The 16,570-nt window shown below is 43.0% G+C and carries 14 protein-coding genes; 12 read left to right on the forward strand and 2 right to left on the reverse strand.

Annotated elements, in window-relative coordinates; genetic code table 11:
• Positions 1 to 57 precede the first annotated feature (57 nt).
• Positions 58 to 2,682, reverse strand: a complete 2,625-nt coding sequence (mutS, locus tag ACQP6D_RS07455; protein ID WP_427857832.1) for a DNA mismatch repair protein MutS — start codon at positions 2,680 to 2,682, stop codon at positions 58 to 60.
• Positions 2,683 to 2,873: 191 nt separating this feature from the next.
• On the opposite strand from mutS, the gene mltA reads away from it, so the two are divergent.
• The 10 genes from mltA (at position 2,874) to rpoH (ending at position 13,326) form a co-directional block, all read left to right on the forward strand.
• Positions 2,874 to 4,196 (forward strand): murein transglycosylase A, encoded by a 1,323-nt coding sequence (gene mltA, locus ACQP6D_RS07460; RefSeq protein ID WP_427857833.1) that lies wholly within the window; start codon positions 2,874 to 2,876, stop codon positions 4,194 to 4,196.
• 140 nt (positions 4,197 to 4,336) lie between these two features.
• Complete coding sequence (locus tag ACQP6D_RS07465) at positions 4,337 to 5,788, forward strand: hypothetical protein (protein ID WP_427857834.1); 1,452 nt, start codon at positions 4,337 to 4,339, stop codon at positions 5,786 to 5,788.
• Entirely contained in the window at positions 5,785 to 6,933 is a 1,149-nt protein-coding gene (locus ACQP6D_RS07470) for a hypothetical protein (RefSeq protein ID WP_427857835.1), read from the forward strand. Before ACQP6D_RS07465 ends, ACQP6D_RS07470 begins: the two co-directional genes overlap by 4 nt.
• A 20-nt stretch (positions 6,934 to 6,953) precedes the next feature.
• Positions 6,954 to 7,490 (forward strand): GTP-binding protein, encoded by a 537-nt coding sequence (locus ACQP6D_RS07475; protein ID WP_100141109.1) that lies wholly within the window; start codon positions 6,954 to 6,956, stop codon positions 7,488 to 7,490.
• A gap of 5 nt (positions 7,491 to 7,495) precedes the next feature.
• The gene (locus ACQP6D_RS07480) at positions 7,496 to 8,155 is read left to right on the forward strand and encodes a peptidase M23 (RefSeq protein ID WP_100141110.1); all 660 of its coding nucleotides are present in this window, start codon (positions 7,496 to 7,498) and stop codon (positions 8,153 to 8,155) included.
• A gap of 21 nt (positions 8,156 to 8,176) precedes the next feature.
• On the forward strand, positions 8,177 to 8,542 hold the full coding sequence (locus ACQP6D_RS07485; protein ID WP_100091176.1) for a roadblock/LC7 domain-containing protein: 366 nt from the start codon (positions 8,177 to 8,179) through the stop codon (positions 8,540 to 8,542).
• A 561-nt stretch (positions 8,543 to 9,103) separates the two neighbouring features.
• Complete coding sequence (gene ybeY / locus ACQP6D_RS07490) at positions 9,104 to 9,619, forward strand: rRNA maturation RNase YbeY (RefSeq protein ID WP_100141111.1); 516 nt, start codon at positions 9,104 to 9,106, stop codon at positions 9,617 to 9,619.
• Positions 9,620 to 9,621: 2 nt separating this feature from the next.
• Positions 9,622 to 10,461 (forward strand): HlyC/CorC family transporter, encoded by an 840-nt coding sequence (locus ACQP6D_RS07495; RefSeq protein ID WP_267390884.1) that lies wholly within the window; start codon positions 9,622 to 9,624, stop codon positions 10,459 to 10,461.
• A 263-nt stretch (positions 10,462 to 10,724) separates the two neighbouring features.
• Positions 10,725 to 12,254 carry an apolipoprotein N-acyltransferase gene (gene lnt / locus ACQP6D_RS07500; protein WP_427857891.1) on the forward strand — a complete coding sequence of 510 codons (1,530 nt, stop codon included), beginning with the start codon at positions 10,725 to 10,727 and terminating at the stop codon, positions 12,252 to 12,254.
• A gap of 223 nt (positions 12,255 to 12,477) precedes the next feature.
• The gene (rpoH, locus tag ACQP6D_RS07505) at positions 12,478 to 13,326 is read left to right on the forward strand and encodes an RNA polymerase sigma factor RpoH (RefSeq protein WP_100141113.1); all 849 of its coding nucleotides are present in this window, start codon (positions 12,478 to 12,480) and stop codon (positions 13,324 to 13,326) included.
• Between the two features lie 90 nt (positions 13,327 to 13,416).
• Here rpoH and ACQP6D_RS07510 read toward each other — a convergent pair whose 3' ends face one another.
• A complete protein-coding gene (locus tag ACQP6D_RS07510; protein ID WP_427857836.1) occupies positions 13,417 to 14,259 on the reverse strand; it encodes a GNAT family N-acetyltransferase in 843 nt (280 codons plus the stop codon).
• Positions 14,260 to 14,800: 541 nt separating this feature from the next.
• On the opposite strand from ACQP6D_RS07510, the gene ACQP6D_RS07515 reads away from it, so the two are divergent.
• Positions 14,801 to 15,139, forward strand: a complete 339-nt coding sequence (locus ACQP6D_RS07515) for a P-II family nitrogen regulator (protein WP_100141115.1) — start codon at positions 14,801 to 14,803, stop codon at positions 15,137 to 15,139.
• A gap of 41 nt (positions 15,140 to 15,180) precedes the next feature.
• Positions 15,181 to 16,497, forward strand: a complete 1,317-nt coding sequence (locus tag ACQP6D_RS07520; protein ID WP_427857892.1) for an ammonium transporter — start codon at positions 15,181 to 15,183, stop codon at positions 16,495 to 16,497.
• The last annotated feature ends 73 nt before the right edge of the window (positions 16,498 to 16,570 follow it).

Consider the following 16,570-nt stretch of genomic DNA (forward strand, 5'->3'; position numbering starts at 1 on the left):
TCATTATACGCATTAACAAAACAAAGTCAACAACTAAACCTATTTTTCATACATATTTTATGATGTCGTATGATTTGATAGATGATTTTTCCAGCAATGTACAAGGTCATAAATAGCGGTAAGAGCCGCTTTTGGGGTCAACTCATCCGGATTAAGAGCATTAAGCAGCACTGATAAATCGGCTGGCATCACAACAGCCGTATTATCCTTACCGGTGTATCTCTGGGTTACTTCATCTGACTCTTGTTCAGTTGTCTGCGTCTGAAACATATCTAATTGCGCCTGGTCACGAGACGCATGCTGTTCCAGTGTCTGCAAGTGCCGGTAAGCCGCATTCAGCGCACGTACCGGTAGTCCCGCCAATTTGGCTACCGCAATACCATAGCTTTTACTGGCCGGCCCTGGTTCAATATGGTGTAAAAACACAATATCTTGTCCCTGTTCCAGTGCTGACAGATGCATGTTAAAAGCATGCGCATACTGTTCCGGTAGACGGGTCAATTCAAAATAATGCGTGGCAAAAAGTGTATAGCTACGATTTTTTTGCAGTAGATGTTCAGCAATAGCCTGTGCCAGCGCCAAACCATCAAAAGTAGATGTACCACGTCCTACCTCATCCATCAGCACCAAAGAACGCTCAGTTGCATGATGCAATATATAGGCCGTTTCTGACATTTCTACCATAAAAGTAGAACGATTACCGGCCAGATCATCCGAAGCACCAATACGGGTAAAAATCTGGTCAAATTCACCCAGAGTGCAGCTGGCTGCCGGTACTGGGGCTCCAATATGCGCCAGCAGGACAATCAAAGCCACTTGCCGCATATACGTAGATTTACCACCCATGTTTGGTCCAGTAAGCAACATCAGACGCCGCTTATCATCCAGCTGGGTATCATTAGCAGTAAACTGACTGACCTGAGCAGCCACTACCGGATGACGTCCCTGACTAATCTGTAAACAAGGATAATTTACGAATTCAGGGAAGCAGTAATGTTCTTCATCCGCATATTTTGCCAACGTAGCCAGCACATCCAGACTGGCCGCAGCACGGGCACAGCGTTGCAATACTGGTAGTTCTGCCTGCAATTGCAGCAACAAAGCATCATATAGCTGTTTTTCCCGTGCCAGTGCATTCTGTTGCGCACTCAATACCTTTTCTTCAAAAGCCTTCAACTCCGGCGTCACATAACGTTCTGCATTTTTTAAAGTCTGGCGACGCTGATAATCTGCAGGTGCCTGTTCTGACTGTAGCTTGCTCAGTTCAATATAAAAACCATGCACACGGTTAAATTCCACTTTCAAACTGGATAATCCCGTACGTTCACGTTCACGGCTTTCCAATTGCTGCAAAAATTCATCGCCATGATTCTGTAAACGGCGCAACTCATCTAGCTCAGCATCAAAACCATCATTGATCACACCACCATCACGTAACCATACAGCTGGTTCGGCCATAATGGCTTTGCTTAGCTGGCGCGCAATCGGTGCAGCAGGCGGAAACTGTTCCAGCAGCGTCTGTACCAGCGAGCTCTGGTCAGACTCCTGCAAACTAAATGCCGACAATATTGCCAGACTATCACGCAAAGCTGATAAATCACGTGGCCGTGCACTCCCAATAGCAATACGAGCTGCAATTCGCTCAATGTCCGCCACCTGATTCAGCATGGCTACTATTTGCTCACGCTGAGAAGAGAGTGCTGCCACGGCCTGTTGACGAGCCACAATCTGTCCGCGTCTGCGCAATGGCTGATGCAACCATTGTGCGAGCAGTCTGCTGCCCATATGTGTCGCGCATGTATCCAATACCGAAAACAAAGTAGGCGCTTTATGTCCATTTAACGTCTGAGTTATTTCCAGATTGCGCCGCGTAGCCGCATCCATACCAATATAAGTGGTTTCCTGCTCCAGCGTAAGACTGTCCAGATGTTTTGGCAGCTGCATCTGGGTCTGCTGAACATAATTCAATAACGCTCCTGCCGCACCAATAGCGGCATCATGGTCACCGATCTGTAGACCAAAAGCGCGTAAATCCTGACTGCCGAAATAACGTTGAATCAGGCGTGCTCCAGTATCAGCAGCAAATTGCCACGCGTGTAAACGAGTCAATTTTCGGTTTTGTTCATCAAGATTGAGCTTTTCCAGTGTCTGGTCAGATATCAAGATTTCCGCTGCCTGCAGACGTGCCAGCTCATTTGGCAAAGCTTCTGGTGCAATTATTTTGCAGCGGAATTCCCCGCTTTGCAGGGACAGCCAGGCCACACCAAGCTGTTTTTTTAATAAAGAAACCGCCACCATACGATTGGTTTCCTTATCCTCCAGCAAAGCTGAATCAGTCAGCGTCCCAGGCGTTACGATGCGCACAACTTTCCGCTCCACCGGCCCTTTACCTGCGCCCACCTCACCCGTCTGCTCACAAATCGCCACACTTTTACCCAGCTTTACCAGTCTGGCCAAATATTGTTCCACTGCATGATAAGGCACCCCAGCCATCTTCACCGGCTCGCCGTTGATCTGCCCGCGGGTAGTTAGCGTAATATCCAGTAAACGAGCTGCTTGCACTGCATCATCAAGAAACAGCTCATAGAAATCGCCCATCCGGTAAAACAACAGCTTGTCCTGATGGTCGGCCTTAATGGCCATATATTGCGTCATCATCGGTGTCAGGGAAGGTTTACTCATGGTGTAGGCAAGATATTTGATTTGGCTAAAAAAGCTATTGTAACAGAGTGTTCAGCCTGAATTGATGCTCTAGCACATATTCACAACAGCTACCACCACTTGTCTACCCTTGTTTAAAAGGGCTAAGGACTGTCATAATAATAAAAATACGGTAAGAATCTGTACCATTCATTACACAAGAACATGTCCAAATGAAACCATCAATAAAATTGAGCTCAATACGTCATTGGCTATTATGGTTTAGCGTTTTATGTCTTGCTGCCTGTGGCATCACACACAAACCGACAGATAAAATTTTGTCCGGTATCAGTGGTCCAGCTATTGCACCCGGCAAGCCATTGCCACCCAGTTACGTCTTCACACCGGGGAAAGCTGGTGTCAGCTATCGCGTCGTTAATTATCACGATTTGCCCCAATGGTCAGACCAATCATTTGCAGACAGCCTAGAAGCATTCAAAACCAGCTGCGGCAAACTGCAAATGCAGCCTGCATGGCAGCCGGTATGTCAGCAAGCTGCCCGAACAGGCAGACACAATCATCAAGCAAAAGCTTTTTTTGAAAGCTATTTCACGCCATGGCAGGTCAGTCAGAATGGACAACTCGCCGGCACAGTTACTGGTTATTACGAACCCATGCTACAGGGCGATACTAAACAAACAGCTCAGGCACGGTTTCCAATTTACGGCATCCCCAATGACTTTATTGTCGTACCGCTTACAAGCGGCCAGCGTCAGGGGATAGTGCGCATTCGCCTCACTGGACCCAACAGCGGAGTCATCACACCCACCGGTAATTACACTGCCAATCTGGCTGCTTTTCCCCTCAATGAGAAAACACGGGCATTAAAAGGTCGAATCAGCGGCAGCCAGCTGGTACCTTATTACACTCGGGCACAGATTAATGCCGGAGCCCTCAATGGCAAAGCCCCCATTCTGGGTTACGCTAATGATCCAGTAGAATTATTCTTTCTGCATGTACAGGGTTCCGGACAATTAAAAACACTAGATGGACAGATGCTGCGTCTCAGCTATGCCGACAAAAATGACTACCCATACGTTTCCATTGGTAAATATATGGCCGGCAAGGGATATTTGCCACTTGCGCAAACTTCAATGCAAGGTATCAAAGCATGGTTACAGCGGCATCCACAGCAACTGGCCGAAGTGCTGGGTCAGAATCCGAGCTACGTTTTTTTCCGAGCTACAGCAGAGCCGGCTAGCGGACCTACCGGTGCATTAGGTGTTCCATTGACTAAGGGCTATTCCGCCGCAGTAGACAGTCATTTTGTCAACCTCGGTGCCCCATTGTTCGTCGCTACCACTCATCCAGCTAATGGTTTCGGCTTAAACCGGCTCTTGATGGCACAGGATACCGGTAGTGCCATCAACGGAGCTGTGAGAGTGGATTATTTCTGGGGTTATGGCGATGAAGCCGGCGCATTAGCTGGTAAAATGAAATACCCTGGTTATGTATGGCAACTGTTACCTAACGGAATGCTGCCCCAGGTCAAATAAAAATCTGGCGAACAAATGCAAGCTAAGGTAAAATAGTTACAGTATTGACAATTGTATGTGAAGCGTTACCGTAAATGAAAAACATGCATTTAACCATGCGCTCATGCTTCTGGCAGATAATCGTAAAAGGGATGTAAATTATGGAATTATATTTACCAATTACCCTTTTAGTCATATTGCTGGTTGCATTGCTTATTCTGAAAAAGCGTCAGAAAGCGGGCGACCATGCTAAAAGTAAAGATACTGCTCGTAAAAAGCAGTCTGCTTCCAAAAGTAAGAAAAAAACTGGAAGTAAAACTGTAGATGTTCAGACGGCACCCGCAGCACAAGAAACAGCAGAAGCACTTGATGGCGACGATTGGGACTGGCAGCCAACTAGGCCGGATAAAGCCACAGTATCTGTTGCCACTGTGGATCACCTGACTGAATATAAAGTTTACAAACAGTTTGGCTATTTCCAGAAAGCAGCAGACTCACTCTCTGCCTATCTGGAACAGAATGCCGACCAGTTAAGCCCAGCAATGGCCAATACATTGGTCAACGAGCTGGCTGGACTGTGTCTGGAAGCCAAAAATACCGACAAACTTGCCGAAGTCATTGATCTGTACCGCAAGTGTTTAAATCGGACTGAGCTAGAAAATCTGATTCGTCAGGGGCTTGCCCTGGATGAAAATCATCTGGGTTTGCGTGTTCTGGCCGAAGACTTGCTGCAGTGGGATGTCAAGGAAACTGAAAAAGAAGTCGGAATCAATCAGGATAAAAAACCTGAAGATATACAGCCGGCGGTTGAATCAGCCAATAATGGGTCAAACACCGACGAACAGCCGCATGAATTGTTAGTCGAAGGCAATGTTGGTAATTTTAAAATTAGAGGGGATGAGCGTGACGTACTGCTAAGCTTCTCTAAACCGGAAAACAGCTACGGACTGTTGAAAGAGCAGTTGCCCTACGATGCTGCTATCCGCTGTCTGAATAAAGCCATCAAAACATCCAAAAAACCGGCGGGTTTGATTATTGATGCTCTGGTGCTGGATTACCGCCACAATAATATTAATGTATTCGCTCAGCATTTATGGCGTTTATATTATACGCTTGGTCAATATGGTAATGTCGTAAAAGAGCGTATGCTTGGATGGGGCTATAGCCTTGGACAACATCCGATGTTTGAGCAGTTAGAAACCAGACCTAGTGAAACCGTACTGCGTGATATTGGGGTAACGCAGGGTTATCTACCCATGAATAGCAGTGCACTGAAGGCTAAGCGTTTATCACTGGTTGATAAGGCTTCTTCAGATAATGATGTGGCTGAAACACCGGCCGAACGCGTATTGCGTGATGTGGAATCATTGCTTACATTCGGTCAATTTGATGAAGCCATGGATTTACTGGAAAAATCAGTTCTGCTTTATCCACAGGAGTCCCAGCTCTACATTACTTTATTTGACTTATACGAACGTGCAGAAGAATGGACACGTCTGGAAAAAATGTTACAGGTTATCCGTGCTGAAATTCAGACCCCGCCTGAGGAAGTTGTACTGGCTATGAGTCAATTATTGAAACGTATTAACCACGGTGGTGTGCAAAATCAATGATGAACAATTCAATACCTAAAGTAAAAACTGCCTATGTTTTGCTCGTCAATGTGGATGATCGCCAGACAGCCATGTTGCGCATGGCATTCAAAATGTACAATAGCGTTAACTATCAGCTGATACAGCCTGAAGATAACCTCAAACCCGAGTTGGTTCTGGTAGATGGTGACACAGCCGATGGTGAAGAAGTATGGCAACAGACCAAAAAGAAATATCCCGAAGCTGTAGTCGTATTTTTTGGACGTAATGCGCCGTCATTTACTGCTCCTTATCTGATGAAACCCATCAGATTCGATACCCTGTTTCAACATCTGCGTAATTTACAGCAGGGCAATGGTGTTTGGCTGGCTGATAAAGCTGCTGCACACAAGGAAACGGCCAGCGAGGAAACCGTAACTGCCGAGAGACTAGAGCAGCACAACACGTCTGAACATACTCAGCAAGCCGTATCAGTAGTACGTTTTCACACAAAAGGAACATTGCTGGGCATGGTGCAAAAGCTGGCACAGCAATCAGAAGATACTGCAATTCTGTTTGAAAACAAACCTGTGTTGATTGTGTTTCCAAGTGTTGAAAAAGTATTACTGGCTGTTGATAATGATGCTTTACAACAATTGTGTATGCAGACTGATGCAGAATGGCAGACTAAAACTGTCCCAGCTTCCGCACCTACCGCACAGTTGCATGACAAAGCTAAACTTACCTTACAGTCCTGTATATGGCAGCTATCAATTTGGACAGCTCGCGGCCGCCTAATCGATCCGATTACACCAGATACAATCATCAAGCTGAAAGCTTGGCCGAATATGACTCGTCTGGCGTTTTTACCTGAAGCTATGCGTCTATCCGCTTTTCTGGTACGTACGCCCGTAGCACTCAACACTTTATACAAGTTGTTGCCCGTATCTCTGGAAGATGTCCTGAACTACATAGCTGCTACTTATTCAATTGGTTCCCTGATTATTGAGCAGCCGCTGACTCATTCTGCTGCGCAACAGGAAAAAGAAATGGTTCTGACCCGGAAAGCACCACAGAAGGTTTCCAAACCAGATGGTGGTGCACCAACGTCAGAGTATAATGAAAGCGATGACGACAAGCCGAAAGGTTTACTGGCACGTTTGATGGGTCGCTTGCGTGGCAATTAATACCTAAGCAGGGAGTAATCATGGTTGAAAATAAAATTATCTTTACCGGCCCGGTTGGGGTGGGAAAAACAACTGCTATCGCTGCATTATCGGATGATCCTCCGGTACAGACAGATGCCAGTGCGTCGGACATGACTCAGGACAGAAAAGGCTATACTACTGTCGCCATGGACTATGGTGTTATTCGATTGGACGATAATACCAAAGTTCATCTATATGGTACCCCAGGTCAGGAACGCTTCGATTTCATGTGGAGTATTCTGAGTAAGGGCAGTATGGGTTTAATTCTGTTACTGGATAATACTCGCCAGAATCCATTGAAAGATTTGAAATTCTTCCTGACTTCTTTTCACGATTTGCTGGAAGATGCACCAGTTGTTGTGGGTGTGACCAAAATGGATTTAAATCCACAGCCAGGTGTGGATGTTTATCAGCAGTATCTGGCACAACACAATCTAAATGTACCTGTGTTTGAAGTTGATGCACGCAATGAAGATGACGTGAAACAACTGGTTACTGCTATGCTGTATTCCATTGATCCGGGATTGGAAGGATAGTCAGTATGGATTCTACATTACAGTTACATCATGATTTATATCCAAAAGTGATGCCGGCTGGTGCATTTTATGCAGTGTCTAGCCCTAGTCACAGTGCAAGCCGTATGTTACTGGCTAACATTCTGCAGGCAGACATAAACGCCAAATTAACTGAAGAGCGTTTAAAGCAATGGGCTGAGACAGATGATGTTCATACTGCATTGAATTTATTATATCGCTTGCAACGTCTGGAATTTTTATATGGTGAAGCCAAACCAAGCTCACAGCTGGTGAAGGTAACATCAGATGGATTCGAAGATATTCTGGGTCAATTGTCAGACAGCCATAAGGCATTGCTGGTTGATCAGGATGGTTTTTATTTTGCTAATGTCGGTTTTAATCATGAGACTGCCGAAGAAGTGGCCAATCTGGCCAGCGAGGCAACACGGCTGACTGAAAAACACAGCCTGCTGATTAAAAATAACCTCAATATATACAACAATGCTATCGGGATATGTGATCCTGCCGGTCAGAGTGAATTAACATTCTTCCCTTTATATATAGGGAATACCAAAAATATTTTGGTCACTGCCGGATTGCCATTACTCAACAGTGAGGCTTTCGTCACTATGGTACGTGGCCTGTATGTATTGGCTGGTGAAGACATTCATGTGGTAAATGAATAACATCAATAGAAAGACATCAAGATGCAAGAACAATTACTGGTTTCGGTATTAAGCGATTTAAACAGCTCCTCGGCTGACATTACCGCATCTGCTGTAATTTCCTCCGATGGTCTGCCGGTAGCAACCTTGTTACCAAATGGTGTTGATCCGGATCGCGTTGGTGCAATGGCGGCAGCTTTGCTTGCTCTGGGTAACCGCACATCACGTGAATTACAGTGTGATGAACTGGAGCAAGTTATGGTAAAGGGTAAACATGGTTATATTCTGCTGATTCAAGCAGGTGATACCAATGTACTGGCTGTGACAGCTAATGAAGGTGCCAAATTAGGTTTGATTTTGTTGGATGCCCGTCGTGCTGCCCGCAGCATTGTGGATATTTTACGATAACAGAAAATTCAGCATACAGCCCTGTTTATAAAGCTTAAACAGGGCGGTAGCCTATTATAGCCATACTTTAAATAAGTTCATGTCTGAAGTAACCCATTTATAACTTCATATCCTCTTCTGGCATAATCAATTTGCTAGATATCTTTAACCATAAGTAGATTCATGTTTCCTATCTCAAAGCAGAATCTACTTATGGATTTATTATTTCACTTTAGCGTTTATCACTGAATCCAGATGGATATATTGTTTATGAATTCATAATAGTGATTCAAAGTTGTCTCAGATTGCATTTAGACTAAAAAAATGATTTCTTTTCAGCAATATTAAAAACATACCACGTGATATTACTTCTGTAATTGTTTATAGACTAAGCCTGAGTTGACAACAATTTTTTTGATATCACTGGCAACTTGTTTTGAAATCTTCTTATCTTAAAAACATGCAAGCCTATCTTGAATTCATTGATAAAGATTCAGTTCACAGTCTAATCAAAATTGCAGAGTAATGCATTTCCCAGCCGAAATTGCTAAAATATCTGTATTAGGATACAAAAATGATTAAATGAAAGTTGCCAAAAAAAGCCTTTTTTTACAGCATTTAAATGCTGTATTCAGTTTACATTTTGATAATCACAGTGATGCACAAAATATTCCTACACTCAGCCAATGGCGTCAGTGGATATGGCAAACCTGCAAAAATAGTTTTAAACGTGCCAATATTGCTATTCTTTTATGCAATGAAACAGAAGCACGCCAGTTTAATCATGATTATCGGCATAAAGATTATGCGACTAATATATTAAGCTTTGCACTAAATGAGGGCGAAAATATATTTATGCCGGACAAAGGAGAGCTGAATGGGGATCTTATTTTTTGCCCGCAGGTGATTGAGAAAGAAGCTGCTGAACAACAAAAGCCACTGATAGCGCATTATGCTCATCTGACAGTCCACGGAGTCTTGCATCTGATGGGTTATGATCATATTGAAGATGAAGAAGCAGAAATTATGGAAGCGCTTGAAATCCGTATCCTGCATCAGTTAGGATATGCAAATCCATATGCACAGGATGAATATTGATTATGGACGAAAGTTCGTCGAAACCCGGTTTTTTTGAGCGACTGGTAAATCGTATCTCTGGAGAGGCTCCAGAGACTGAAGCTGAAGTTTTACAAACGTTACGGGAAGCACATGAACGGCAGGTTTTTGATGCTGATACATTACAATGTCTGGAAAATGTGCTGGATTTTGCTGATCTGGAAGTGCGTGATGCAATGATAACGCGTAGCCAGATGGATGTAATCAAAATTGAAGATCCGCTGGATAAAATAATTGCCTATATTATTGACACCACTCATTCACGTTTCCCCGTAATCGGAGAAGATAAAGATCAGATTTTGGGTATCCTACATGCTAAGGACTTGCTTAAGTACTGGGGCAGAAGCGAACATTTTCAGTTAGAACAGGTAATACGACCGGCTGTCTTTGTGCCAGAGGGAAAATCCCTGAATACATTACTCAAGGAATTTCGTGAACAACGGAATCATATGGCCATTGTCGTCGATGAATATGGTGGCACTTCTGGATTGGTGACGTTTGAAGATGTGATTGAACCAATCATAGGTGATATTGAGGATGAATTTGATGAAGATGATAGTGCCGACAATATCTTCGCAGTTTCAGCTGAACGTTTTCGCGTCAATGCAGTAACCGAAATAGAAGACATCAACGAATTTTTTGGTACCGATTATTCAGATGACGAAGTTGATACCATAGGAGGTTTGGTGATTCAAGAGTTGGGCCATATGCCGGTACGTGGCGAAAAAATTACTATTGGAAAATTAAATTTTACTGTCGCCCGTGCCGATGCAAGGCGTCTACAGACTTTAATGGTAACGGTAAAAAATAGTACTCATTCATAAACCAGATAAGGTTAAAGCTTAAACTATATTAAACTTTATCTGTATTGCATATATTTCAAGATTGGAAGGAATAATAAATCCAGTCTGATTGCGTTGATACGCACCATAACAGATTATAGTAAGCGGATATTTATTCTTTATTGCTTATAGCTACAATACGAGCTTAAAGTCAGTAGTGATTATAAAAATCTGTATCTACTAAACCGGTTAAAACGCTGGAGAAGATAGAAGTGACCAAACAAAAGGATAAGTCGGCACAGCCTATTTATGAATTCAAATATGGTGCTGTTTTAGCCAAACCTTGGCTGTACTGGCCACTTCTATTCTTATCTGCTGCTCTGGTGCCTTTTGCTTATGCCCCCTATTATCATTTCTGGCTCTTACCTGTTTTATTGGCCATATTGCTGATTTTACAATCAGTACGGCCACAATGGCGTGTTCGTTCAGCGTATCTTTGGGCATTCACAGCCTATACTGTTTTATTCTACTGGATAGATATTGCATTGCATGATGTAGCTGGTTTACCGCAGATAATGGCCTGGCCATTAACTTTGCTGCTGCCTGCCTATCTAGCTGTTTATCCTGCTCTAGTATTCTGGCTACTCGGAAAATTCAGAATTTCTCGTAGCGTTCGTCATGCACTAGTTTTACCGTTGCTATGGGCGTTGGCAGAATTCGTACGGGAACGGGCACTGACCGGTTTCGGCTGGGGTATATGGGGTTATAGCCAGATAGCTGATTCACCTTTAGCTGGTCTTGCACCTTTAGGCGGAATTTTTCTGGTTACCGTGTTTACTGTTGCCACTGGTTCATGGTTAGCAGAGTTGTTACTGGCTAAATCAATTAAGACTAAAACAGGGTGTGGTATCAGCTTATTGAGCGTGTGGCTACTCGGTGCAATTTTATTGCATTGTCAGTTCACTCAGCCTGACGGTACGCATGCATCAGTGGCTTTAGCACAGGGTAATATTCCCCAATCTTTTAAATGGGATGAACGATCTTTACAGCCAACACTTAGGCGTTATCTTGACCTCATAAACAGTACGCACGCCAATATTGTTATTCTGCCCGAAACAGCCATTCCAGTAATGCGGCAGGATATGTCACCAAAGCAGCTAGCTGTATTTACCCAGCTAGCGCGAAACAATGGCTCTGCTTTAGCAGTTGGTATTCCTCAGTATACCGCCGATGGATCAGGTTATCTGAATTCGGTAGTAAATTTTACAGCCCCACTATCCGTCAGTGGATTACCTTACTATGCGAAAAATCACCTAGTGCCATTTGGAGAATATATTCCATTACCTTTTCTACTGGGCGGGTTGTATCGCTGGATGGATATGCCGCTAGCCGGATTTTCTCGCGGTGGTGCTGTTCAAGCACCTTTAAAGCTGGCTAATCAGCGTGTAGCCTTTAATATATGTTATGAAGATGGTTTTGGTGATGAAATCATTAATTCGGCCAGTCAGGCCAGTATGCTGGCCAATGTAAGTAATATGGCTTGGTATGGACACTCCCATGCTATGGAACAGCATATGCAGCAATCTCAGGCTAGGGCATTGGAAACAGGGCGTTATATGGTTCGAGCCACTAATACCGGTATGACAGCCATTATCAATCCCAAAGGTCAGATTGTCGCACATCTGAAACCGGATACAGCAGGTGTGCTGGAAGGTAAAATTTACGGCTACAAGGGCATTACACCCTATATGTGGCTGGGTAGCAGCTGGCCCTTAGCTATTATTAGCTTGATTTTATTATTAATAATCTATGTTTTTAGTCGTTATCGTTGTTGAATAAATTATCCTGATGTGTATAATCATTAAAATATACAATCGAAATTGATAAAATACATTATTTTACCAATGATGAACAATTCATAAATAGTGATTGAAGTACATTCTTATTTTAATTACAATGATAAATTATTAGTTGGGTTATTGATTGATTTTTAGGTAACAAACAATGTGTTGCAGTTACATTAATAGCAATAACCTAACACGAACAGAAAGGATAGGCATGAATACAGCTTTTGCATTACCCGTGCCGACTGGGCATGGTAGTTTGGAGCAATACATTCATACCGTAAATAATATTCCTATGCTTTCTCCCGAGGAAGAACAGGATTTAGCGGTACGCCAGACCGAAGGAGATTTAGAGGCTGCAAAAAAATTGATTCTGTCACACTTGCGTGTAGTGGTTTCTATTGCACGTGGATATGATGGTTATGGCCTGAATCAGGCTGATTTGATTCAGGAAGGCAATATTGGTTTGATGAAAGCCGTAAAACGTTTTCAGCCTAGCCGGGGCGTACGATTATTTTCGTTTGCGGTACATTGGATCAAAGCAGAAATTCATGAATTTATTTTACGTAACTGGCGCTTAGTACGTGTAGCTACCACCAAACCGCAGCGTAAACTGTTTTTTAATTTACGTAGCATGCGTAAATCAATGGCCGCTTTAAGTAATAAAGAAGCCCAGTCCATTGCAGATGATCTTGGAGTAAAATTGTCAGAAGTGCTGGAAATGGAACAGCGCATGACTGGTAAGGATATGTCTTTACTGGCTGAAAATGATGATGAAGACAATTTTGCGCCGATAGACTGGTTAACAGATAGCTCTAACGAACCAACACAGGTACTGGCTCAGCAAGCTCATTACGCGTTACAGACTGATGGTCTGCAAACAGCTCTGGCCAAATTAGATGAACGCAGCCGTCATATTGTGGAAAGTCGCTGGCTTGCGGATGATGGCGGATTAACCTTACATGATCTGGCTGGTGAATATGGTGTTTCTGCCGAACGTATTCGTCAGATTGAAGCTAAAGCAATGCAGAAATTACGTGGTTATTTGGCCGAAGCAGAATGATGAAGTTGAATAAAAAAACCGGATTGAAGAATTTATTCAATCCGGTTTTTTTTAATGAGACAATGATTGATTGAGCTATTTTACTAATTATTATTCAATCGTAAAACTGAATTTATGGCATGTTAATATAAAACCATGTTTCAGGTATAGGTGATGCATATTAGTGTTATCAGATGAAACACTGGAATCTGCATGAATACACTTACATTGTTCTTTGAGTCCGATGGCTTTCAATGCATCTAAAATTTGGCTGATCTGATGATCCTGAACCGGTAAGTGATAGCTGGCCAAATCATCTATATGTAAATGTCGTCCGGCTGTGAAGTTGGTGACGATACGAAATCCGCAAACAGTTACTGCATTTTGTTTACCTTCTTCAAATATTCCCAGCAATCTATAACCTTCTGCTTGCTGAATAGTTACCAATTCCTGAAACTGTGTGATATCCCGAATATCAGGATGTAACATATGTAATGCAGCAAAGGCAGAGCTTATTTCGGCTGGTTTCAGTTCTCGTAATTGACTGACTGGAATCTGAGAAATTGTTTCGACAGAGGTTGAAGAGTCGATTTGTTTGGTTTGTTTCGCTACGATATTTTCCTGTGCAACAGCATCTGTCAGGCTGATTTGTCTGTGTTCCTGTTCTTCTAATAAAGCTTTGCAATCCAGAATGCGCAGATCGTTATCGCGCGCAAAATCCATCATAAAATTAAAGGCTGTGGCGCTAATCTGTTCTAACTTGCGATCGACTGCTACGCAGCGGATATTATCAACCAGAATAGGACGAACCCATTGGTGATAAGACAGCCTGTGCCCTTGATCGAAAGAAGACAATACCCCGCATAAACGTTCAGCCCAGTCACTCGGGCGAAAGCGTTTACCATTATTTGTCATGCCTTGAATAACGATTTCGTATGGATTGCAAATTAGCATGCTGGCCTCTTAACAGAAACAAACGTTTCAATGACGTATATGTATTTATTTTGCTATTAGGGTGCAATTATACCTGATTGTATCTGTCTGATGCATGTCACTTGAGTGGGGCTGTTCTAAGAATAGTTATAAATTTCAAAGGGTATATGTAGTTTTATAACATTGAGGTTTGGCTTTAGGAAAAAAGACTGATTGAGGTAAAGAAATTTTCCCAAAAAGGGAGCCGCCAATCATTTGTTGTTTTGAATTAATATTTTTGATAGTTGTGCTTAAATAATTATATTTTTGATTGTAATTGTTTAGTTTCATGCCTTATATGGGGATTGCTTCATCAAAAGATAGAGATCAAATCAACAGAACACGGCATTTGATACCTCAGTAATTTTGATACATCTTTGCAAATTTAAAAGAAAAATGTATGGTGTGATTAGTCACTGTAGATAACTGTAAACTACGCTACTGAGATAAATATACTGGTTCGAATAAATTATGGTTCTGCCTGATTGATGATAAATAGTGAAATTCGATGATGGGGTGTTATATGAAAAAAATCACTGCAATGATTAAACCATTTAAATTGGATGATGTTCGTGAAGCATTGGCTGAGATAGGAGTACAAGGAATGACGGTAAGTGAAGTAAAAGGTTTTGGCCGGCAAAAAGGACATACTGAAATTTATCGCGGAGCAGAATATGAAGTGGATTTTTTACCCAAAATCAAAATGGAAATTGTTCTGACGGAAGAACTGGTTGAGCGTGCTATTGAAGTGATTGTCACTTGTGCCAGAACAGGTAAGGTGGGTGACGGTAAAGTTTTTGTTTCGCCTGTCGATGAGGTAGTGCGTATCCGTACCGGAGAATCAGGTGCTGCGGCGGTGTAAATGCAGACGTATTATTTAATAAGGAAAATAAAATGAATCAAATAAATAAATGTTTGTTAGCTGCAGTCTTGCTGATGCCATTGCCGCTGCTAGCAGGCGATTTGTCCGGCTGGTGGCGGCCACTATCGGAAATAAATGCTGGTAATACTGCATGGGTGATGACATCCGCCGTACTTGTTTTGCTGATGACCGTACCAGGACTTGCATTGTTTTATGGCGGTATGGTGCGCAAAAAAAATGTGTTAGGTACCATGATGCACAGTTTTGTTGTGGCAGCATTGGTCAGTGTTTTGTGGATGATAGTAGGATACTCACTGGCTTTTACTCCAGGAAATGCTTTCATTGGCGGGCTAGACAGATTTATGCTTGTTGGCATGGGATTGGATAAAACCAGAGAAATGACTACCATTATAAATGGTAGTGGTACTGTTCCCGAGTCCGTATTTATGTTTTTCCAAATGACGTTTGCGATTATTTCTACTGCGATTGTTACCGGTGCTTTTGCTGAACGTCTTAAATTCTCTGCATTATTGGTTTTTTCTGGATTGTGGGTAACTTTAGTTTACGCTCCGGTTTGTCACTGGGTATGGGGTGGTGGCTTTATGGCTGACTCACATACGCCAGTTCTTGATTTTGCGGGAGGTACTGTCGTTCATATTAATGCCGGTATTGCTGGTCTGGTAGCGGCATTGGTAATTGGTAAACGTCTCGGTTATGGCAAAGATGTTATGGCTCCTCATAATATGGTGTTAACATTAACTGGTGCTGCGATGTTATGGGTGGGCTGGTTTGGTTTTAATGCTGGTTCTGCAGGTGCGGCGGATGCTTCAGCGGGCATGGCTATGGCGGTCACTCAGGTAGCGGCGGCTTCAGCTGCATTGACATGGATGCTTTGTGAAAAATTGGCCGGACATAAACCCTCTGCTTTAGGGATGGCTTCCGGAGCCGTATCTGGACTGGTTGGGATTACACCGGCTGCTGGCTTTGTCGGTCCTCAGGCTGCACTGGTAATTGGCATTCTAACGGCGGTAGCAGCATATTTTGCTGCTGTATTTTTAAAACGCAGATTTGGCTATGATGATTCGCTTGATGCTTTCGGTATTCATGGTTTTGGCGGAATAGTGGGTTCGATCTTAACCGGTATGCTATTCAGTAATGCTATTTTCGGAGGTGAATCCACTGTTGGCAGTCAACTGCTGGCACAAGTTAAAGACGTTGCAATTACCGTTGTTTATAGTGTAATAATGACATATCTGATTCTTAAAATAGCAGCACTGGTGTGCCGTGGTTTGCGTATCGATCATGATGCTGAGCGTGAAGGCATGGATGTCAGCATTCATGGTGAACGTATTGAATAATTAATTTGTTTGTGCAGAAAATAAAACAAGCTGGCCGGTATTGTTTACGGCCAGCTTCTTATTTTTTAGACAG

Origin of the sequence: Snodgrassella sp. CS2 (genome assembly GCF_050310315.1) — a bacterium.
GTDB lineage: Bacteria > Pseudomonadota > Gammaproteobacteria > Burkholderiales > Neisseriaceae > Snodgrassella > Snodgrassella alvi_E.

Coding starts and splice junctions, on each gene's coding strand:
- ACQP6D_RS07475 (WP_100141109.1), top strand. CDS start 6,954: ATGGTTGAAAATAAAATTATCTTTACCGGCCCGGTTGGGGTGGGAAAA.
- ACQP6D_RS07465 (WP_427857834.1), top strand. CDS start 4,337: ATGGAATTATATTTACCAATTACCCTTTTAGTCATATTGCTGGTTGCA.
- ACQP6D_RS07495 (WP_267390884.1), top strand. CDS start 9,622: ATGGACGAAAGTTCGTCGAAACCCGGTTTTTTTGAGCGACTGGTAAAT.
- ACQP6D_RS07470 (WP_427857835.1), top strand. CDS start 5,785: ATGATGAACAATTCAATACCTAAAGTAAAAACTGCCTATGTTTTGCTC.
- rpoH (WP_100141113.1), top strand. CDS start 12,478: ATGAATACAGCTTTTGCATTACCCGTGCCGACTGGGCATGGTAGTTTG.
- ACQP6D_RS07515 (WP_100141115.1), top strand. CDS start 14,801: ATGAAAAAAATCACTGCAATGATTAAACCATTTAAATTGGATGATGTT.
- ACQP6D_RS07480 (WP_100141110.1), top strand. CDS start 7,496: ATGGATTCTACATTACAGTTACATCATGATTTATATCCAAAAGTGATG.
- ACQP6D_RS07510 (WP_427857836.1), bottom strand. CDS start 14,259: ATGCTAATTTGCAATCCATACGAAATCGTTATTCAAGGCATGACAAAT.
- ACQP6D_RS07485 (WP_100091176.1), top strand. CDS start 8,177: ATGCAAGAACAATTACTGGTTTCGGTATTAAGCGATTTAAACAGCTCC.
- ybeY (WP_100141111.1), top strand. CDS start 9,104: ATGAAAGTTGCCAAAAAAAGCCTTTTTTTACAGCATTTAAATGCTGTA.
- mltA (WP_427857833.1), top strand. CDS start 2,874: ATGAAACCATCAATAAAATTGAGCTCAATACGTCATTGGCTATTATGG.
- mutS (WP_427857832.1), bottom strand. CDS start 2,682: ATGAGTAAACCTTCCCTGACACCGATGATGACGCAATATATGGCCATT.